The sequence below is a fragment of the Shewanella sp. SM101 genome, from assembly GCF_025654465.1.
In the GTDB taxonomy this organism is placed as follows: domain Bacteria; phylum Pseudomonadota; class Gammaproteobacteria; order Enterobacterales; family Shewanellaceae; genus Shewanella; species Shewanella oncorhynchi.
This window is the reverse complement of record NZ_JAKKRH010000012.1, coordinates 108,330-128,658: the sequence shown is the minus strand read 5'-3', so window position 1 is coordinate 128,658 and position 20,329 is coordinate 108,330. Positions and strand designations below refer to the sequence as shown.

Here is a 20,329-nt window from a genome sequence, read left to right as displayed (position 1 = left end):
AAATTTCGACCTAACTCAGTCAAGGTCAGTGTCTTACATTCAATCAGTGCCTTAGAGGCCAGCATCAAGCTGTTTAATCGTTTTAGGTGAAGTTCTGGGCAGTATTGGTGTAAAGAATGTTGTAGGATATTGGCTTCGCGCATCTTGTTGTCCAAGTGTAGTTTTTGGCGAAACCATTTGATCATGCAACAAGATGCGCTTCCACCCTAATTTGATGATTTATTTGTAAATCATCAGGGGATTCTTCAGCATTACGTCTTTGGAATGAGAGCGAAAAATGTCAAACAGGAAAAAGAACTTTAAGACGAATTAATACAAGATCTACTAACCTTAAACTTTTCTGGTAATCTGTTGTTTCTACATAACAGCGCAATTCAGGTGCATTCCCTGATGGACGCAGATGCACAATATCACCATTACTTAACTTAATGCGTAATCCATCAGTTGTATCAACATGGACAACCTCAAAATCAACTAAGCCTAATTTAGCGAGCAATAGTCCAGGATCTTTAAGCCCTTGGTCAATAATTGCTATACTTGTTTTGCGAGGAAAGTTTTGAATCCGATCACTAGCCGTAAATATTTCAGGTAATTGGCTAACTAAACTAGAAATCGAACCAATTCCAGCAAGCGCCAATACAGCAAGTACTGGCAATACGGCATCACGAGTAGGTAAAGCTCTTAAAGGTACACCATTGACAACAATGTCTGATGCAAGCAAAAAACCACCATTAGCCTCAAAACCAGCCACGCGAGAGTATGATTTTTGTAAATCATCAAAAGCAGCTATTACATAAGGAGAACCAATTTTTGTGCGCTCAACTTTTTTGAATAAACCACACATCTCAATTGCAGAATTGCAATTAACCGGTACAGCTAATGATTCAATATACAAACTTTTTGCCGCCAGTAGACATAAAATATCACCGCGTAAATAGATTCCGTTTTCATTAGATAAAAGAGGTCTATCACCATCACCATCAGTCGAAAATAAAGCATCAAGACGATGTTCTTTCTGCCAAGCTTGTGCCATGTCGATGTCTGATTGAGCCACAGCTTCCGTATCAATTGGCATAAAACTATCACTTCGGCCTAATCGAATAACCGTTGCACCTAATTGTTCAAATAGACTGGCATATAAATCACGGCCGGCGCTGGAATGTTCGTATATACCGATGCGCTTATCTTTTAGTAAATCAGCATTAAACAAATCGAGATAACGCGCTAAATATGCTTCTGCAGCACGATTTGATGCTATTGGTAAATCAATAATATCTAAATCACAAAGAGTCGTATTAACACTCAAAATAGATATTTCATCATCTTTACTAATTTCACCATCAGGACGATAAAATTTCAAACCATTTCTATCGAATGGGATATGACTTCCTGTAATCATAATAGCGGGGATATTATCCGCAATAGAGGTGACAGCAAGCGCTGGAGTGGGAATAACGCCGTAATAGTCGACTTCAATACCTGTTGATTTTGCAGCAGCAATGCATGAGATAGCCATTATAGGACTGCTTGGTCGATTATCAATTGCTATAGCTACACGTTTGAAATGAAAATGTTTTTGCATAGTCTGTATAAATGCTATGGTGAAACTAGCACAAACTTCTGGTGTAAATTCAGTGACCAGACCTCGAGCACCACTGGTACCAAACGCAATTCCGCTATCTTTGATGATTTGTGAGACAACTTGTTGATTCATTGATCTAACCTACCATATCTGTCCTCAAAACGAACAATATCATCTTCTCCTAAATACGAACCAGATTGTACTTCTATCAATTCTAAAGGCACCTTACCTGGATTTTCTAAGGAATGAACCACTCCGACAGGTATATAAGTTGATTGGTTTTCGGTTAGCAAAATGTCTTTATCGCCATTTGTAACTTTGGCGGTACCAGATACTACAATCCAGTGTTCTGCACGATGATGATGCATTTGCACCGATAACTTAGCACCAGGTTTAACTGTAATGCGTTTTACTTGAAAACGATCGCCATTATCTATTGAATCGTATTTACCCCAAGGACGATAAACTTCACGATGATGTTGCCATTCATTCCGTTTTTCAGCTTTAAGCTGTGCTACAACTTTTTTGACTTGTTGCACTTCTGACTGTTTAGCAACCAAAATTGCATCTTTTGTTTCAACGATAATTACGTCATCCAAACCAATAGTTGTTACCAATTTATCTGTAGCATTAATGTAAGAATTTCGAGTGTCAATGTTAATGACATCCCCCCGACATGCATTACCATGCTCATCTTTATCTGATACTTCCCATAAAGCAGACCAGCTTCCCACATCACTCCAACCACAATCCATAGGTACAACAACTGCATGAGATGTTTTTTCCATAACTGCATAATCAATGGAATCATCAGGACACGCTTCAAATGCGACCTTGTTAACACGAATAAAATCTAAATCTGATTGCGTATGAACCATAGCTTGCTCACATGCATTAAACATATCTGGACAATGAGCTTTTAGCTCGGCTAAGTAAGCACTCGCTTTAAATAAGAACATACCACTGTTCCAGTAATACTCACCTGATTCTAAATAATCTTGTGCTAAAATAAAATCGGGTTTCTCAACAAACTGGGCAACTTTGAATCCCGCCTGTGTACTTAGAGCATCACCACGCTTAATGTAACCGTAACCAATTTCTGCTGTTGTGGGTACAATGCCGAAGGTAACAAGTTTGCCAGTATTGGCAAACGGTATCGCCTGCTCTATTGATGTGCAAAACGTAGCTTCATTTTTGATAACATGATCTGCCGCTAATACAAGCAATAGAGGGTCATCCCCGTTTTTTAATGCCTGGATAGCTGCAATAGCAATTGCAGGAGCAGTATTACGACCTACAGGCTCTAAAATAATCCCACTGGTCTTAATCGCATTAGCACGGAATTGTTCAGCAACTGAAAAACGATGATCTTCATTGCAAATCACCAACACGGGTAAATGTTCAATACCTTTTAATCGTTTCGCAGTAGTTTGTAACATGGACTCCTCACCTAACAAGGTGAGGAACTGCTTAGGAAACTGTTGGCGCGAAAGAGGCCACAAACGAGAGCCTGAGCCGCCAGCCATAATTATCGGTAAAATCATTTATACACCTATGTTATTTAAATTTACGAATATTACTAACAGGAACATTAATGAGCATTAAAGCTATTAACATTATATAAATACGTGTATCGAATGCATCAGGGCCAAGCATCAAAACTCCAAACATATAAATAAAAATTGGTAAATAATTGGAATGATAAAAACGCTTAGCAGAAAAAGAAATTAAACAAAGCAAAAGCAAACCACTTAACCAGCCGTTAAAAAGAGAAAAAGCCAGAATGATGTTGTGAACAGTAAGCTTATCTGAGTCATGAGCGTAACGATATTCATCAACGGACGTAAATATTAATGTTTCATTAAACATAAACGGGTAATTAACAATATGCTTAACGGAAGAAATATTCATCATAACCCGTTGGAAATTTGAAGCACTTGAATTTAGCAAACCATCAGATGAAAAATAAAGTAAAATTGGCTGCAATAAAATATATAGCAAAAAAGCGAAAATAAGAAAGAAAGGTAAAGTCGATTGAAAACAATTAGGTCTAAATTTATAAAAATAAATTGCTGATATCAAACCTAAACTAATACCTCTAGCTGACGATTTCAAAGCAAAGAAGAGGTCAATAAACAATAGGGAAAATATTAAAAACCTTATCAAATGACTTGACCTATTCTTAAATAAAACCATAAGCACGGCCCATAAAGGAAATAACTTAGGCATATTAGTTTTATCTGAAAAAGTGAAATCAGCAGAGGAAATCATTAAGAAAATCAATATGAAAAATATTAACTTAATGAAAAAACTTGAATATCTAAAAGATACTTTACCATTAAAACTTATAATAAAAGAAAAAAAAAGCAAAACCAGAATCAGTGCATGATAAGAGCTTTTATAAAACCCGAAAATAAAAACAGCCAAAAAAAACATAACAAAAAACAAACAAAATGATACTAAATAATGAAATCTTTTCAAATTAGTTAAAATACAAATAAAGATAAATGAAAAAGCAAGTACTTCAACAACGTAAGGAATATAATTAAACAATTAAAACTCCAGCATTTTTTTTGCTATATAATCCCAAGAAAACATATCCATATTGAGAAAATGCTTTTCTGTAGAAATAGCTTCTTTAATAGCTTCTAAAAACAAATCAGGTGTATTAATTGAAACTATAGTTCCGCAGATTAAACTGGATAATTCTTCAAATACAGGCAAATCATTACAAACAACAGGAAGCCCTCGAGCTCTCGCTTCAACAAAAGGCATACCGAATCCCTCTAAATCAGAAGGGAAGACAAATACTCTAGATTTATCATATATATCAATAAGTTCGCATTCAGACAAATTAGAAAAAAATGAAGTGTCGATTTTGGATTGAGAAACATAATCTTTAATTTCAGAAAGTGTACCAAAATCGGAACCAACAAAAGCAATTTTAAGATCTGAACAGCGTAACAAATTTAACAACTGTAAATGACACTTATGCTTAGCATAATTGGAAACATATAATAAGTCATATTCGTAAAATTTGTTTTTAACAGGTTGGTGCCATAAATCAGAAACGCCATTATATGATACATATATTTTAGAATCAGGCAATTTAAGACCTTTTATTAAACGTTTCTTCTCTGAGTTAGAAACAGTTAAAATCTTATCCGAGTACTTTCCTGAAAGGAAATGACAACAATAAGCCAAGAATGACTTTCGACGACCATGTTTCGTTAAAAACTTTGCATCATGTATTACATGTATTAATTTAAAATGAGTAAATTTTATTGGCGCTAATGCTGATTCCGAGAATACGAAATCCGGTTTTATAAGCATCAACTTAAAACTCAAGACAAACAACTTCGCCAATCTCATAAAAACATTACAATCAAGAGAAAAAACAAAGTGTTTATCTGCAGATAAAGCAGCCCACGGAGAAAAACAAATAACCTCAACATCATCAAAGTGCTTATAAGAATCACATAAACTTAATACCCTTTTCTTAGCACCCGCGAAGGAACCATTGTGGTTATAGGGACTAATAAAAACTACTTTTCGCTTCAAAATTTCACTCCACTAGCAAGGTATAAGGCATTAATAAAAGAGATAAGTGGATTGCAAAACTTTCTAAAAAACAAATAATGGCCATCATAAGACCGTTTCAGTCGTTTAAACTTTGATATAATATTAACAGAAGACGAATCGGAAGTACCTGAATTATGAAAAACTTCAACATCATTAAAAATTTTTAAAGAGACTCCATTAACACTGGCTTTTAGGGATAAATCTAAATCTTCAGCATAAAGGAATATATCCTCAGAAAAACCATCCACTCTTTTAAACAACTGTTTAGACATCATAAAACAAGCACCAGAAACATAAACACTATCATACTCATTATTAATAAAAAAAGAATTCAATAATTTGATACGACGAAAGACTAAAAAAGGATAACTTGTTTTAATAAGAGTAGAACTGACTCCATAAGAGTCTTGAATTAATGGTGCCCAGATACATTCATGATGATTCACGTTTTTTGACAGTAGTAGAATTAAATTATCTTGTGAAATAGTGCAATCAGGATTTAAAAACAAAATTAGATCATGCTTAGCATTGATTACACCAATATTACAAGCTTTACCGAAGCCTAGATTAGAACCCGAATTTATTACTTTCGTAAAATTAGAAAAAGGAATGAAATCACCACTATTGTCGACAACGATGAATTCAACAAAGTCTAATTGAGATAATATTGCCTCCGTAGCATTAATTAAAGATGTCGAATTATAGTTCACAGTAACTATAGAAACTCTTATTGTCATTTCGCCCTCTTTAAGACATTACCAACAGAGATAACAGAATTATCTGGTACATTAACACCCCTTAAACAAACAACATTTGAACACAGCCATACATTTTTTCCGATTATGATTTCGGAAGCAACTTCACCTTGTTTGGAATAAGGAACTGTAAATGTCTTAACAACATGATCAGATGAATACAGTTGTACATTAGGTCCTAACATAGACCACTGACCTATTGAAACCCCCCCCTTCCCCTGAATAATAGATCTAACGCCAACAAAAACGTTTGATTCCAAATTTATAGTTCCATTGTGAGCATTTAAATAAACTCCAGTTTCCAATAAAACTTCATCACCAAGAACAATTTCATTATAAATATAATTATCCGATAGTTTTATAGTAACACTATCATAAAATTTGCATTTCTTACCAATTGTTAAATTGGACTTGTTACCAAAAATAAAAACCTTACCATAAACCCTTAGTAAATTTAGATTAAGTTTAGGAAAAAGCAAGAACTGACCTAATAATAATGCATATAATTCGTTAAATATTTTTACAAACCTAATCACAATCTCTCCTTAGCAAACTCGTTAAAACAAAAACAAAATAACCTTTAAAGATCAACTTTGATGCAACAATTAAAGTTTTTCGAGCCCAGACAATAAAATGTAATGGTTTATTAACTACAAATGAAAACTCGCGCAATAAAATCAAATATAAATCTTTATTAATTTCATCCTTTTTTAAATTGGTAGTATTAGAATCATGCAACCTGTAAAAGGCAACGTTTTTATTCGACTTTTTAACTTGTCCATATCGGGCAAGTTTTAGCCAAAGAGAAAGGTCCTCTAAAATATAACCCTCATCAAATCCACCCACCATATCCAAATATCTACGATTTATTAAAACAGAGAGCGCTGGAATAAAATTACCTCTTAGTAAATCTATATATGAGACAGAATCAGCTTGAATCAAGTAAGGACGATTAGCACAATAATAGTCAATTAAATTATCAACAAGAGCACCATCGAGTTCGACAGGAGATGGATTTGAGAGATTGTCCATAAACAAAGCGTTAGCAAAAACAAAAGAGATTGACTGAAAGTTAGCTGACTCATTGAACAATGAAATACATTCTGATAATTTATTTGTCATAAAAATATCATCTGATGCCAAAAGAGAAATAAATTCACCTTTAGCATAATTCAATGCTTTATTGAGTGACTTACTCAAACCCAAATTATGATTATTCTTAACATATATAAATTTATGTTTCGAACTTAATTGAACTAAAAGAACATCTGAACCATCACTCGATGAATCATCAATTACAATTAATTCAAAATTGGGGTAATCTTGAGATAAAACGGAATTTATAGCATTTTCAATATAATCAACATGATTATAAGAAGGAATAATTACCGAAATTAACGGGGAATAATTAACAACTTTGCACTTAGCCATAAATCTACCAAATATAATTAACAGGTATTAAACAATAGAAAATATAATTTTTATATATTAATTTAAAACTTTTTCAAGCATCGTGATTATGAGCTTACAAACATATATGCCGCTTATTTTATAATAAAAAACCTATTCCAAAAGGAATTCTAAATTTCGTTTGAAAAGGGAAATGTCAATAATGTAGTTACCATTAATATTTTCACAGTGACTAGATACTGTGTTAAAAAAAAATAATTTAACATTTGCAAACTTTGCTAACGTTGAAAATGCAGGGAAGTGCTTGACCGATTCAGGTAGCCAAGTTAATGCTTTACATGAATTGTTACAATATATAAGGTTCGCCCAAGCTGCACCGCTTGCCCCTACAATATATCTAGCATTTTGAAAAAGGAAAATTTGCTGCTTTATATCATGATCTTCCATATATATTATTTTAAATTTATGCTTAAGTAGCAAAGGAATAATATCACTCTGGTTATAGCCTCTCATTTTACCTTCTTTTCTTGCAAGAAAAATCCTATCTGCACTGAACATTTTATTATTGCTTGAAGTTATAACACGTTCTGTTTTGGACTTAACAAAAGTTAAAGAATCGAATCTTAAATGCAGGATATTACTTGCAATCCCTGCTTCTCTTTCATTAAACAAAATATTATTTATCGGAGTTAAATGATATAAATGTTTTACATTAAGACTGAAATTGCGTGGGACAAAAACTATATCAACTTTAATATCGCCAAGTATACTATCTAATAAAAACTTAAAGTTAGCATTTTCCTTTACGGTATCAGACACTAACAATTTAACACCTCGTTTATACAAACCAAGTTCTAAATAGAATTGCAACTTTGGCAAGATTTCAATTAGCCAATGATAATAATTCCAAGAACCATTCCCGATTAAAAAAAAACCACTATTAATATTAGTTATTTCATCTTCAAGTATTAAAGCTAATGTATTATCATGTGACAAAAGACAACCTGAATTATAATTTGAATTTTCGTTGTCTTCATTACAATAACGCTCTATAAATAGATAGTTATCATTAATAAAACTAGAACAACTACCAGATATTATATAATTTTCGAACTCTACGATTTGCACTTCAGGTGAGACAACTTCAATAAATTTTACACTTTCTACAAATGTATAATTTGGTAAATAAGTTTTAGCTATTATTTCAGGTAATATTACTTTTCTATTGAGTATCGCTAAATCAAGATACCTAACCATTTTAGTGACGATTTTTTTGTTTTTACTAGAAAAAAAATTAGCCACTTTTAGTAATACATTTAACTTGAATCTATTTTTAGTTTTTTTTAATTCTCTAATAAATATTGTTTTTATAAAACTCACTTTATTCTTAACCTTTTATCACAAAGTTTAACTTTATATTTTTAAATAATACGCATTAAATAAGTTAGTATTTTCATTTAAACATACTTGGATGCCACCATATAACAGAATTATCGAAATATTATTTACCCAATATATCTAAAAAATATGCACTAAATATTTTTAAATCTGAATAAATTAGAAAACATTTTTACGTATCTAAAAACAATTACATTGTAATTATTTTATATTAGAAAATTTAAATCCAAAAAATCTTGCACACTTCCTATACACGTTAAATATTTTAGTTATTTTCTGGTTGTTTATATCCAATGTTGCAATCATATTTACAGCATAAATAGCCGATCCAACAACAAAGAATACACCTAATATCATAGTGCTTAGATATGATAAATATGATGATATTAACAATATAATAGAGGCCACAATCAAAATCACAATTGATTTTATATTATTTATTGTCCACTTAAAGTTATTAATTTTTTGACTAATAAAATAAACAACGAATATATATAAAAAATAACTGGCAGTAAAAGCATAACCAGTAATTTCGATACCATAGCGATCGATACCGAAATAAACAAAAAATATATAACTTATATTCCATAGAAGTTCGGTAAAAACAAATAGTTTACTGCGTCCCTGAGCCCCCATGATAAAACCCAAAGGCCAACTTATGACCTTCAAAACATCGCCGCTAACTTGCCAGCGTAATATTTCTATAGAAGCGTTAAATTCACTTGAGTAAAGTAAATTAATTACCAAAGGCGCAAAAGCAAGCATTGCTAATAATACCGGGGCTGCAAATATTATAGCTATTTCCGTTTGTTCATTGACCAAACGATTTGCTTCATTTCTATTGTGTATATTCTCTGTTAATCTTGGATAATAATCTGCTGCCATTGCACCTAATACAAAAGTGATATAAGTCATCGATATTTGCCAAGAAGCTTGAAAATAGCCTACCGCTTCAATGTTTAATTCTTGACTGATAATAAAACGAACGATTAACTGGCTACTTACCGCCATTAAACCTGTAAGCATGAACGCAAGTCCTAAGTTGAACATGCTCCGCCACTGGACGCTAAGTTGTTTAAGGCTATTTGATTCGTTTGTTATTTTTGGCAACTTTCGGCAGTAATAGTAAGCGACGACACTGGTAACCAAAGGCACTGTAATAATAAAAAATGGTACACTAGATTCGCCAAATCGCCACACCGCTAACAAACCAATTACAGTAGCGGCTAGTGCACTGAACACCCTAACCTCCGCCAGTTCACGTATCCTACGTAACCCTTGCAGTAGGGCTGTTTGTGATCCTGAGATTAACGTAAAAAATACGCCTATTGCAATAACAGTGATAGCTAGCTGATAATCAGGACTTTGAAAAAACAACACAGATAGCGTTTCTTTAAAAACAATGATAATAATAATAGCAAGCAAGCCGAATATACAATTAGCAGAAAACAATGCTTTTCGTACTAGATCCAAAGTTTCATTACATTTATTATTAAGCGCGATCTCTCGAACCCCGCTTGTACTTAATCCCATACCAAAGAATGTAGAACCCACCGCCATAATGGTTATAAGTATGCCCATTAACCCTATGCCGGCTGGCCCTAATAACACGGCAAGCACTTTAACTTTAATTAAGCCGATTAATATGGTTAAAAAAGAGGCACCACCTATGATGGCGCTATTTTTAAGTATTTTTGTTTTTGAATTTTCTTCTAACATCATAATTAAGATCGATTCTTTTAATTGCTAGTTTTTAATTTAGCTTATCATTGGTTAAATGCTCCGCTAACTGTTTACAACTCGTAATCTTCATCTATTGATAGTTAATTCTGTACTGAGTAAATTCGTTTCTCATTGAGAATCTAGGATGCTCCTCAAGCAGACTTGACAGCGATATAAACACTGTTCGCTAAATTACACAAAGTGCTTATTTGCTCACACGATAGCCATCACGACCCAAGTTATGCCTACATATTCAAATAGCAATATGTAGAATAATAACAAATACTCGGAATGGTTATCATTTAAATAGTCAGCAACCTCTCCAATGGAGCTCCTGCAAGGCACATTCGCAAAACCTAGCGATAAACTTGACTATTTCAACTGCGTACTGGCATGTTAATGATCACATTAAGACTGCCAACTATACTCTGCACTTGGCCCTGTATTGCCAAACCTGTTGGACCAGTATAAATAGCCACCACCTCGGTAATTACAAATCCCATCGTCATGCGTAGTAATGTTAATAATCCAGTCATGGCGGTGACTTTGAGCAAACGCTTCATCCAGCAAACTCATTCATTGCGGCAATAACTTGCTTAACCGCCGCATCACTCATGGTAGGATCAAGCGGAATAGAAAGCACCTGTTGATGTATTTGCTCAGTCAACGGCAAGTGCATCTCGGCATATTGCTGATAGGCCTGCTGTTTATGCGGCGGAATAGGATAGTGAATTAAGGTTTGCACCCCATTGTCGGTTAAATGTTGTTGCAACGCTTCACGGTTTTCACAGCGCACCACAAACAAATGCCAAACATGAGCAAGCTCTTCAGCTACGACTGGCAAAACAATTAATGGGTTGATGATATTAGCACGATAAGTTTGAGCAATATGTTGACGACGGGCTGTTTCAGCCTCTAAATGGTGCAACTTAACTCGTAACATTGCTGCTTGAATTTCATCAAGGCGGCTATTAACCCCTTGATATAAATTCTCATATTTTTTATGAGAACCATAATTCCTTAAGGCTTTAAGAGTTTGTGCTAACTCATCATCGTTGGTGGTTATGGCACCAGCATCACCGAGTGCGCCTAAGTTTTTGCCTGGGTAAAAACTAAATCCTGCAGCATCCCCCCAGTTACCAGCTCTCTTCCCACAAAGTTCAGCACCATGAGCTTGAGCACAATCCTCTAAAACTAATAAATCATGCTCTTTAGCAATAGCCATAATTTCATGCATTGAAGATAGTTGACCATATAAATGTACTGGTAAAATTAATTTAGTTTTGTCAGTGATAGCATTGCGAACAATTTGAGGGTCAAGATTGTATGTACCTGGGTTTGGTTCTACTAATACTGGTACTAAATCATTCTCAGTAATCGCTAATACTGATGCAATATAAGTATTAGCTTGGACAATAACCTCATCCCCAGCTCTAAGTTTGCCTAATTCTAGCCATGCTCGGATAACTAAGATTAAAGCATCCAATCCGTTAGCAACACCAATAGAATGCTTTGTACCACAATAAGTAGCAAATTCAGCTTCAAATTGAGCAAGTTCATTACCCATAATATACCAACCAGAGTCGATTACTCTGCTACAAGCATCTTTTAATTCAGATTGATATTGTTGATTAATTTTTTGTAAATCTAAAAAAGGAACTATCATGTTTTTTACTCTTTAACGTCATTCAACCAAGCTTCAACAACCTCCACAGGATAACCTCTATGAAATCGATTACGCCATGGATATGCTTTTTGCTTAGGATTATTGTGCATTCTCAAAATTTTCGAATCGCAGATTATTTTTATTGGATTTCCACTCGCTAATTTTCCCTCAGGAATATTTTCTTTGACAACAGAACCAGCTGCTATAACAGAATCTTTACCAATAATTACACCTGGAAGCACCAGAACTTTTGCTGCTAATACCGCAAAATCATCTACTGTCACTCCTACAAGGTCAGCACTTGGAGGAGTTGGATCATTAGTAAGTAGAACTTCAGGAAAAAGCCAAACATAGTTACCTATTCTTGACATTTTACCAATATGTACATCAGCATGACATTTAGTATAATTTCCAATAACACAATCACCTTGTACATCGGAACGATTTCCCAACTGACAACCATCACCTATTATACTGTTTTCTCTAACACTGACATAATGACCTGTATTAAGGGAATCTCCAATTTTAGAGCCAGAATAGAACACATTATGACTTCTAATATTGCAATTTTTGCCAAACTTTAATTCTTTTGCTTTCGCTAATGCAGAAGGCAGACCTAACTCACAATATGCACCAATGCGGCAGCCTGAACTTAAATAGACATAGTCATGTACTACTGTAAAAGGTCCAATCTCAATGTTATCTTCTAAAATTGCTAAAGGTGAAATGATCGCAGAAGGATGAATTAATGCAGGCATTAAGCAGTACTCCCTGCATCAACCGTAATCGTTGTACCTGTGATAGAGCCTGCATCTTCAGAGAGTAAAAAAATTGTAGCCGCAGCGGCATCATCAACATTTGCTAAGCGCCCAAGCGGGCTTCTTCTTATGATTGACTTCAATTTTTCCCCTTGAAGTCCAGCAGTCATTGCAGTCTCCATATATCCAGGGGCAAGAGTATTTACGGTTATATTCGCTTTCCCCAGCTCCCTCGATAGTGATTTTGTGAATCCGGATAATGCTGACTTAGATGCACCATAAACACTTAGCCCATTAAAGCCAGTGCTTCCAATAATCGATCCAATATTTATAATTCGACCACATTGATTTAATAACATGGCACGACTTACATATTTTGTTAGCAAGATTGGTGACATAATATTAGTAATAATTAGTTGACTAATATCTTTTTCATGCATTGTCGCTAAAACACCATCATGACCAACAGCTGCATTATTTATTAAGCCGTATGGTCTCCCATGATCTTTTAATACTTTCTTAACTAAATTTGATATACCTTCAGTCGTTGAAAAATCGTAATCATAAAAAAAAGCTTGCTCCGGATAAGCATCTCTTAACTGATGAAAATCTCCTTCTGTTCGGCTAATTCCAACTACTTTGTAATTACTTTCAAGAAGCTTTTTTGAAATAGCCAACCCCAATCCCTTACTGGCCCCTGTTATTATAACTAATCTCATGAAGCTTTACCTCTCATGATTTTTCCCACAGAATTTTTTTCAATTTCATCAACAAATTTGATCAAAGCAGGAACCTTAAATGGGTCTAATTGTGCGTAGCAAAAAGACTGTATATCTTTCTTGAGTTGACTAGAGTCGACACAAGACTCTTTAAGTACAATATTACAGGCAACTAACATACCCATCATTGAATTTTTTTTACCAAATACATGGCACTCAGATACAGCATCGTGTTTCAAAACAATACGTTCAATTTCTTCTGGTAAAACCTTATTACCTCCAACATTGATCGTACCACTTTCGCGTCCCATAAATAAAACTCTATCGTTTAAAATGGAAACTAAATCACCTGTATTTATATATCCATCATCATCGAATTCCAGCAAACCGCTTACAGCAGTATTAGATGAATGTTTGGATCTAATCCATAGAGTGCCATCTTTCAACTTGATTCTGGGATGAGAATAAGATTCATCTGATAACTCATCCAAAAATGAAGTTGGAAAACCTTCTTTTAAATCGCTTACACTAAATCCTACACCAGCCTCTGTTGACGCATAAATATGAATTATTTTAGCTTCTTGATAGATATTTTTCAGTGTATTTAAAATTGTTTGATCGGCGATTTCACCACCTAATGTAATCCTTTTTAAATCAATTGAATGACTACTAGGTTCCATTAATAATTTTCGATAAAACGAAGGCGTAGCAGATAAACAATTTACCTTCGTAGATATTAGTAAGTCAATAATTTCAGACATGTTATTATGGGACTCTAAAATAGTTAATTTAGAACCAGATCGTATTGACTGAAAATATACTTGTAAACCAGCAAAGCGATTAACATCGTATACTAATGCCCAATTATAAAAGCCACCTTTTTCTATATCAGTTTTAGCCGTTCCAGTAAGCCTTTCAAGTTCATAAGAAACTAATTTTGGAGTACCAGTAGTGCCTGATGTTGCGAGTATCCATCTACGTTGATACTCATCTGACACATGTTCAGATATCACTTTAACTTCAACACTCAAGCCTTTGAAATTAAAATAATAATTTATTTTCGCCTTAAAAAAGAAATCTTGCTCTGTAACTTTTTCTAATCCGTCAGGTAAAATCAATAAGTTTTTTGCTAAATTTGATATAGCAGGTAAATACATTACCGCAAGCTCACGAGAATCAAATTTAACAGCAATATTGCTATCCTGATAAAGTGAATGCTTTTCTATGAAGCTATTAGAAATTTCGAGCAATTGAGAATAAGTAATACATCCTTGCTTATGGACTATAAATGGTCTTTCAGCAGGTACTTTCTTTAGAAAATCTAAAAGTGTTTCTTGATTTTTAATTTGAGTATTTTTCATAAATTGCTACAAAATCTCCAAAAGTTTGAGGATACACAGCATCTTCCATCAACTGGAATGGATCGTAATCCAGTTCTTCTTCCAACAGAGCAACTAAAATCGCAAAGCCTAGTGAATCAAGTTCTGTCTCTAATAAAATGATATCATCACTTAAACTGTCATATGATTTATTGACATTTGTTTGAATTAAAGCTTCATTAAACTTATCTAATATGACTTTTCTTAACATTGTTTTATTTCCTTTAAGAATATTTGATAATCTCGAATATAGTCAGACTCATCATAGAGTTGGTCTGCTAATACCATTAGCACACAATCATCTGAAAAGTCATACATTTCTCGCCACATACATGATTCAATTAATAACCCTTTTGCTGGGTTGTCAAGTAGTACCTCAACTTTTTCCCATCCATCATCCAATAGAAATCGACAAGATCCACGAACCACAATAGCGACTTGCTTTAGTGTCTTATGAGCATGATAACCACGCCGAACACCATCCTTAGTATTAAAAAGGTAATACACTCGCTTAACTGAGAAAGGAATATTGATACCTTCTTCTAAGGCAATTAACGAACCACGGTCATCACCATGAGCTTGTAGAGGGATAAATTTAATTTCCATGAAGAGGTTCCTGCTTAAACATTGAGAAGGTTTGTGCTAACACATCTTTTTCAGACAATAAAACTTCCTGAATAGGCCATTGAATATTCAAGTCTGAATCATTCCAGCAAAGTGCACCTTCACTTTGTTTATGATAATAATCAGTCGTTTTATATAAAAACTCTGCCGTCTCACTTAGCGTAACAAATCCATGAGCAAAACCTTCAGGGATCCATAATTGACGCTTGTTCTCAGCAGAAAGATGCACTCCAACCCATTGACCAAAGGTTGTAGAATTTTTACGAATATCCACAGCCACATCGAATACCTCACCTACCACACAACGTACTAATTTACCCTGTGCATGCGGCGAGGACTGATAGTGAAGACCACGCAAAACGCCTTTACTTGATTTAGAATGATTATCTTGCACAAAATTAACACTATAACCAATAGCAGTCTCAAACTGTTGTTGGTTAAAACTTTCGAAGAAAAAACCACGATCGTCAGCAAATACTTTAGGTTCAATTATTTTTACATCTAGAATTTTTGTATCGATAATTTTCATGTTATTCGCGAGTTGTTAATAATTAGGGAGAATAGTTTTAGCGAGTAGTACAATAAGCAGCCAAACATGATTCACATATAACTATTCAAATTATTTAAAGCCATTTGCCAGTCGCTAGGCTTAATACCAAACCTTTGCTCTATTTTACGGCAATCAAGCTTAGAATTAGCAGGACGTTTGGCTGGAGTGGGATACTGTTCTGAAGTTATGCCATTGAGCAATATTCCTTTATTAAGAACACTTTGCTCCTTAGCCTTAGCGAAAATTTCCATGGCAAATCGATGCCAGCTAACATGCGGCAAGCCTGCAAAATGATAAACACCATAGTGGTTATTGCCCATGTGCAACACTTTAGCCATTAGGATAAGCGCATTGGCAATATCACCCGCATAGGTTGGGCCACCAAATTGATCTGCTACCACTCCGAGTTCATCCCGGCTTTGTGCTAATCGAAGCATGGTTTTTACAAAGTTATTGCCCGTTTCACAAAACACCCAAGCAGTACGCAGAATAATATGCCTCGGGCAGGCCGCCGCAACGGCCTGTTCACCAGCAAGCTTACTGTGACCATACACCCCTTGAGGTGCAACAGCATCGGTTTCAACATACGCACCCTCCTTATCACCTGCAAACACATAGTCAGTGGAGATATGCAGTATGCTTGCACCAACGCTGTTAGCCGTTTGTGCTAAATATTCAGGCCCATACCGATTAATGGCGTAAGAAAGCTCAACCTCTTGTTCGGCTTTATCTACTGCGGTATGGGCCGCTGCGTTGATAATGGCATCCGGCTTAAATTCATTAACGAGCTTATTGACTGCATCACGATCAGTAATATCCAATTGGTCGCGATCAACTGCCAAACATTCAATTTCAGACAGTTCAGTTAATTGCTTCACCAGGCAACTGCCTACTTGGCCATTACTTCCAGTAACAAGGATTTTCATTTTTTATCCGCCAATTGTGCCAGATACTGACCGTACTCATTTTTAAGCATCGGCTTGGCTATATTTTTAAGCTCATCAGCGCTTAGCCAGCCATTGCGAAAAGCGATTTCTTCCAAACAGGCCACTTTCAAGCCTTGTACATGCTCAATGGTTTGGACAAAGGATGAGGCTTCATGCAGGCTCTCATGGGTGCCGGTATCAAGCCAAGCAAAGCCACGGCCTAATAATTCGACATTAAGTTCACCGGCTTTTAAGTACATGTCATTAAGGGTGGTGATCTCAAGCTCGCCACGATGTGACGGTTTAACTTCTTTTGCCAGTTCCACCACCTTGTTATCGTAAAAATACAGGCCCGTGACTGCATAGTTAGACTTAGGCTTAGCTGGCTTTTCTTCAATAGAAACAGCCTTCATGTCTGCATCAAACTCCACAACGCCAAAACGCTCAGGGTCTTTTACTTGATAGCCAAATACAGTAGCGCCCGTCGGGCGGGTCGCCGCATTTTTAAGAGTCTTGGAAAAAGATTGCCCATAAAAAATATTATCGCCAAGCACCAAACACACATTAGAGTTACCGATAAATTCTTCACCAATTATAAAGGCTTGAGCTAAGCCATCTGGTGAAGGTTGTACTGCATAGCTTAAGTTGATACCAAAATCGGAGCCATTACCCAGTAAGCGACGAAACGCCTCATTATCTTCTGGGGTAGTAATAATTAATATATCTCTAATGCCCGCTAACATAAGTGTTGATAGCGGATAATAAATCATGGGTTTATCATAAATGGGCAACAGTTGTTTAGATACACCACGGGTTAATGGATATAAACGCGTACCTGAACCACCAGCTAAAATAATTCCTTTCATTAAAAAATAAGCTCCTAGATATATAGGCCCTAGGTTTAAAGAAAAATCAGGGCGTTAAAACAAAATAGTAAAAAGGATTAAATGCCTAAACGCTCACGCTGATAAGTACCATCTTGAACATGCTGGCACCATTCTTGGTTAGCTAAATACCATTCAACTGTTTTACGTAGACCAGTCTCAAAAGTTTCTTGTGGCTGCCAATCAAGTTCACAGCTCATTTTAGAAGCATCGATGGCGTAGCGGCGATCGTGGCCAGGTCTATCGGTTACATAGGTAATTTGCTCAGCATAAGGCGTATCTTTAGGTACTAATGAGTCCAATATGCTACAAATAGTTTGTACCACTTCTAGGTTTTGTTTCTCGTTATGCCCACCAATATTGTAGGTTTCGCCAACATTTCCCTCTGTAACCACTTTGTATAGTGCACGAGCATGGTCTTCAACATAGAGCCAATCGCGGATCTGATCGCCTTTACCGTAAATGGGCAATGGCTTGCCTTCAAGGGCATTGAGGATAACCAGAGGGATTAACTTTTCAGGGAAGTGAAACGGGCCGTAGTTATTTGAGCAGTTAGTCACAATCGTTGGAAAACCATAGGTACGAAGCCAAGCGCGTACGAGATGGTCGCTGGAAGCTTTAGATGCAGAATATGGGCTGCTAGGTGCATAGGGAGTCCTTTCGGTAAATAATGGCAGTTCAGAGCCTGCCGCCACTTCATCAGGATGCGGTAAATCGCCATATACTTCATCGGTTGAGATATGGTGGAAACGGAATGCAATTTTACGCTCAGCATCAAGTTCGTTCCAATATTGGCGGGCGGCTTCGAGTAAAGTGTAAGTCCCCACTATATTGGTTTGGACAAAATCAGCCGGGCCGGTAATTGAACGGTCAACATGGGACTCTGCCGCTAAATGCATAACCGCATCAGGTTGATGCTGTATAAAAACTCTATCTAGCTGCGCACGATCGCAAATATCCACTTGCTCGAAAACATAACGCTCACTTGCCGCAACACTTACAAGTGATTCTAAATTGCCAGCATAAGTCAGCTTATCAAGGTTAATTACGCTATCTTGAGTATTGCTGATGATATGACGAACAACTGCTGAGCCAATAAAACCGGCGCCGCCAGTGACGAGTATTTTCATTCTTATCTACCAATAATTGTTGAACGTAACCATTTAGAATGGTTAATAAAGGAGGACAAACACATAAATTTTTAACTTTTCATCTCAGCCATCCAAACCAAGCTGAGACACTTTTTATCCATTTTGAGACAGTCATATCTTCACCATCCCACATAAAGCCTAGGTTTTACTGCTTTTCGTTAAACTGTCCCAATAGGCCCTCAAAAAAAGGGAAAAGTAGGCTCTAGGCTCTAGGCTCTAGGCTCTGCTCTTTTCTCATGAAGCGCCTAATTAAAACAAACATTACGCCTAACATACCACCAAGCATAGTGCCTAATACGCATATTAATGCGCGTTTAGGTTTGGCCTTTTCTTCTGGCGCTAATGCGGGATCGATGGTTTTAAATACGTATTCATCACGTACTTCAGCAAACATAATGGTTTTAGCTTGTTCTTCCACCAACTTATAAAGAATCGCTTTAATATCGGCGACATTGGTTAGAGCAATTTGCTTATTTAAAAATTCACTGCTGCGATTTGCCTCTGCAACATCACGTTCCTTCATTACTTTATTAATATCTTGCACCAACCATGAAGCCCATTGCTGAGCAACTGTTGGGGATAAATGCTCAATTGACAATGTTACCATTCCGGTTTCTTTATCCGAATTAACAGATAAGATCTTACTGAAGACTTTATACGCTTCTTGCATTGAAGGTTCTGGTTTAAGTGGAGGGTCAACTTCTCGTACCCAATGATTTGATTTATCATCATAAAGATCCGCATCGTATACGATTATATCTAAATCTCGATCCCACTTTTTTGCTGCCATTATATCAGCAAGAATATTATGCTTTTGAATGAAATCACTAGTAAATTGACGGGATTTTAATACTTCAATTGCAAGCTGAGTTTTATCTGTCCCCCCTTTATTGCCTAAATTCACTCCTGCTAAGCTGGCTAAACCGCCAAATTGAGAGGCTAATGCACTTAACCCACCACCTTGCTCTTCTGCTGCAGGGGCCAGTAATGCTTCAGACTTATAGATATTGGGTTGCATTATCGCAAACACCACAGAACCAATGGCGAATACAGCAGTAATGGCAATGATTAACCATTTGCCTTGCCATATAACCGAAAAAAGCTCGCGAAGATCAATTTCGTCATCGCTTGTGGTTTGAGGGAATTGCGCATCAGTTTTATATGTATTTGGATTTTGAGTAATTTGTGTGTTCATTAGTTCTTCAGATTCTAGATTCTAGTAC

At 35.7% G+C, this 20,329-nt stretch carries 21 protein-coding genes and 1 pseudogene; all 22 read right to left on the bottom strand.

Features of this window, described 5'->3' with window-relative positions; genetic code table 11:
* A pseudogene (locus L5M38_RS08875) lies at positions 1-143 on the bottom strand (IS4 family transposase); the annotation flags it as partial.
* A 137-nt stretch (positions 144-280) separates the two neighbouring features.
* Positions 281-1,714 (bottom strand): phosphomannomutase, encoded by a 1,434-nt coding sequence (locus L5M38_RS08870; protein WP_263178850.1) that lies wholly within the window; start codon positions 1,712-1,714, stop codon positions 281-283.
* A complete protein-coding gene (locus tag L5M38_RS08865) occupies positions 1,711-3,126 on the bottom strand; it encodes a mannose-1-phosphate guanylyltransferase/mannose-6-phosphate isomerase (protein WP_263178849.1) in 1,416 nt (471 codons plus the stop codon). Before L5M38_RS08865 ends, L5M38_RS08870 begins: the two co-directional genes overlap by 4 nt.
* A gap of 13 nt (positions 3,127-3,139) precedes the next feature.
* Positions 3,140-4,135, bottom strand: coding sequence for a hypothetical protein (locus tag L5M38_RS08860; protein ID WP_263178847.1), 996 nt, complete (start codon positions 4,133-4,135; stop codon positions 3,140-3,142).
* Positions 4,136-5,143, bottom strand: coding sequence for a glycosyltransferase (locus L5M38_RS08855; protein WP_263178846.1), 1,008 nt, complete (start codon positions 5,141-5,143; stop codon positions 4,136-4,138). It lies immediately after the preceding gene.
* Entirely contained in the window at positions 5,140-5,901 is a 762-nt protein-coding gene (locus tag L5M38_RS08850; protein WP_263178845.1) for a glycosyltransferase family 2 protein, read from the bottom strand. The genes L5M38_RS08855 and L5M38_RS08850 overlap by 4 nt, the downstream gene beginning before the upstream one ends.
* Positions 5,898-6,455: a DapH/DapD/GlmU-related protein gene (locus L5M38_RS08845; RefSeq protein WP_263178844.1), complete on the bottom strand. Its 558-nt coding sequence runs from the start codon at positions 6,453-6,455 to the stop codon at positions 5,898-5,900. Before L5M38_RS08845 ends, L5M38_RS08850 begins: the two co-directional genes overlap by 4 nt.
* Positions 6,448-7,350, bottom strand: a complete 903-nt coding sequence (locus tag L5M38_RS08840) for a glycosyltransferase (RefSeq protein WP_263178843.1) — start codon at positions 7,348-7,350, stop codon at positions 6,448-6,450. The genes L5M38_RS08845 and L5M38_RS08840 overlap by 8 nt, the downstream gene beginning before the upstream one ends.
* Positions 7,351-7,482: 132 nt before the next feature.
* Entirely contained in the window at positions 7,483-8,709 is a 1,227-nt protein-coding gene (locus tag L5M38_RS08835; protein ID WP_263178842.1) for a glycosyltransferase family 61 protein, read from the bottom strand.
* A 219-nt stretch (positions 8,710-8,928) separates the two neighbouring features.
* On the bottom strand, positions 8,929-10,449 hold the full coding sequence (locus L5M38_RS08830; protein ID WP_263178841.1) for an O-antigen translocase: 1,521 nt from the start codon (positions 10,447-10,449) through the stop codon (positions 8,929-8,931).
* Between the two features lie 377 nt (positions 10,450-10,826).
* The gene (locus L5M38_RS08825; protein WP_317630243.1) at positions 10,827-11,012 is read right to left on the bottom strand and encodes a hypothetical protein; all 186 of its coding nucleotides are present in this window, start codon (positions 11,010-11,012) and stop codon (positions 10,827-10,829) included.
* A complete protein-coding gene (locus L5M38_RS08820) occupies positions 11,009-12,112 on the bottom strand; it encodes a DegT/DnrJ/EryC1/StrS family aminotransferase (RefSeq protein WP_263178857.1) in 1,104 nt (367 codons plus the stop codon). Before L5M38_RS08820 ends, L5M38_RS08825 begins: the two co-directional genes overlap by 4 nt.
* 8 nt (positions 12,113-12,120) lie before the next feature.
* The gene (locus L5M38_RS08815; protein ID WP_263178835.1) at positions 12,121-12,873 is read right to left on the bottom strand and encodes an acyltransferase; all 753 of its coding nucleotides are present in this window, start codon (positions 12,871-12,873) and stop codon (positions 12,121-12,123) included.
* Positions 12,873-13,592 (bottom strand): SDR family NAD(P)-dependent oxidoreductase, encoded by a 720-nt coding sequence (locus L5M38_RS08810; RefSeq protein ID WP_263178834.1) that lies wholly within the window; start codon positions 13,590-13,592, stop codon positions 12,873-12,875. The genes L5M38_RS08815 and L5M38_RS08810 overlap by 1 nt, the downstream gene beginning before the upstream one ends.
* Positions 13,589-14,953, bottom strand: a complete 1,365-nt coding sequence (locus tag L5M38_RS08805; protein WP_263178831.1) for an ANL family adenylate-forming protein — start codon at positions 14,951-14,953, stop codon at positions 13,589-13,591. Before L5M38_RS08805 ends, L5M38_RS08810 begins: the two co-directional genes overlap by 4 nt.
* The gene (locus L5M38_RS08800; RefSeq protein ID WP_263178830.1) at positions 14,934-15,182 is read right to left on the bottom strand and encodes an acyl carrier protein; all 249 of its coding nucleotides are present in this window, start codon (positions 15,180-15,182) and stop codon (positions 14,934-14,936) included. The genes L5M38_RS08805 and L5M38_RS08800 overlap by 20 nt, the downstream gene beginning before the upstream one ends.
* Positions 15,176-15,577 (bottom strand): sugar 3,4-ketoisomerase, encoded by a 402-nt coding sequence (locus tag L5M38_RS08795; RefSeq protein ID WP_263178829.1) that lies wholly within the window; start codon positions 15,575-15,577, stop codon positions 15,176-15,178. The genes L5M38_RS08800 and L5M38_RS08795 overlap by 7 nt, the downstream gene beginning before the upstream one ends.
* Positions 15,567-16,124, bottom strand: a complete 558-nt coding sequence (gene rfbC / locus L5M38_RS08790) for a dTDP-4-dehydrorhamnose 3,5-epimerase (RefSeq protein WP_263178828.1) — start codon at positions 16,122-16,124, stop codon at positions 15,567-15,569. The genes L5M38_RS08795 and rfbC overlap by 11 nt, the downstream gene beginning before the upstream one ends.
* A gap of 71 nt (positions 16,125-16,195) precedes the next feature.
* Complete coding sequence (gene rfbD / locus L5M38_RS08785; RefSeq protein ID WP_263178827.1) at positions 16,196-17,071, bottom strand: dTDP-4-dehydrorhamnose reductase; 876 nt, start codon at positions 17,069-17,071, stop codon at positions 16,196-16,198.
* Positions 17,068-17,937, bottom strand: a complete 870-nt coding sequence (gene rfbA, locus L5M38_RS08780; protein WP_263178825.1) for a glucose-1-phosphate thymidylyltransferase RfbA — start codon at positions 17,935-17,937, stop codon at positions 17,068-17,070. The genes rfbD and rfbA overlap by 4 nt, the downstream gene beginning before the upstream one ends.
* A 77-nt stretch (positions 17,938-18,014) precedes the next feature.
* Complete coding sequence (rfbB, locus tag L5M38_RS08775) at positions 18,015-19,085, bottom strand: dTDP-glucose 4,6-dehydratase (protein WP_263178824.1); 1,071 nt, start codon at positions 19,083-19,085, stop codon at positions 18,015-18,017.
* Between the two features lie 223 nt (positions 19,086-19,308).
* Positions 19,309-20,301, bottom strand: coding sequence for a Wzz/FepE/Etk N-terminal domain-containing protein (locus tag L5M38_RS08770; protein ID WP_263178822.1), 993 nt, complete (start codon positions 20,299-20,301; stop codon positions 19,309-19,311).
* Positions 20,302-20,329: the final 28 nt, after the last annotated feature.

Bases quoted from the DNA above. Each gene is read 5' to 3' on its own strand.
- L5M38_RS08870 (WP_263178850.1), bottom strand. From the start codon at position 1,714: ATGAATCAACAAGTTGTCTCACAAATCATCAAAGATAGCGGAATTGCG.
- L5M38_RS08865 (WP_263178849.1), bottom strand. From the start codon at position 3,126: ATGATTTTACCGATAATTATGGCTGGCGGCTCAGGCTCTCGTTTGTGG.
- L5M38_RS08850 (WP_263178845.1), bottom strand. From the start codon at position 5,901: ATGACAATAAGAGTTTCTATAGTTACTGTGAACTATAATTCGACATCT.
- L5M38_RS08840 (WP_263178843.1), bottom strand. From the start codon at position 7,350: ATGGCTAAGTGCAAAGTTGTTAATTATTCCCCGTTAATTTCGGTAATT.
- L5M38_RS08830 (WP_263178841.1), bottom strand. From the start codon at position 10,449: ATGATGTTAGAAGAAAATTCAAAAACAAAAATACTTAAAAATAGCGCC.
- L5M38_RS08825 (WP_317630243.1), bottom strand. From the start codon at position 11,012: ATGAAGCGTTTGCTCAAAGTCACCGCCATGACTGGATTATTAACATTA.
- L5M38_RS08815 (WP_263178835.1), bottom strand. From the start codon at position 12,873: ATGCCTGCATTAATTCATCCTTCTGCGATCATTTCACCTTTAGCAATT.
- L5M38_RS08810 (WP_263178834.1), bottom strand. From the start codon at position 13,592: ATGAGATTAGTTATAATAACAGGGGCCAGTAAGGGATTGGGGTTGGCT.
- L5M38_RS08805 (WP_263178831.1), bottom strand. From the start codon at position 14,953: ATGAAAAATACTCAAATTAAAAATCAAGAAACACTTTTAGATTTTCTA.
- L5M38_RS08800 (WP_263178830.1), bottom strand. From the start codon at position 15,182: ATGTTAAGAAAAGTCATATTAGATAAGTTTAATGAAGCTTTAATTCAA.
- L5M38_RS08795 (WP_263178829.1), bottom strand. From the start codon at position 15,577: ATGGAAATTAAATTTATCCCTCTACAAGCTCATGGTGATGACCGTGGT.
- rfbC (WP_263178828.1), bottom strand. From the start codon at position 16,124: ATGAAAATTATCGATACAAAAATTCTAGATGTAAAAATAATTGAACCT.
- rfbD (WP_263178827.1), bottom strand. From the start codon at position 17,071: ATGAAAATCCTTGTTACTGGAAGTAATGGCCAAGTAGGCAGTTGCCTG.
- rfbA (WP_263178825.1), bottom strand. From the start codon at position 17,937: ATGAAAGGAATTATTTTAGCTGGTGGTTCAGGTACGCGTTTATATCCA.
- rfbB (WP_263178824.1), bottom strand. From the start codon at position 19,085: ATGAAAATACTCGTCACTGGCGGCGCCGGTTTTATTGGCTCAGCAGTT.
- L5M38_RS08770 (WP_263178822.1), bottom strand. From the start codon at position 20,301: ATGAACACACAAATTACTCAAAATCCAAATACATATAAAACTGATGCG.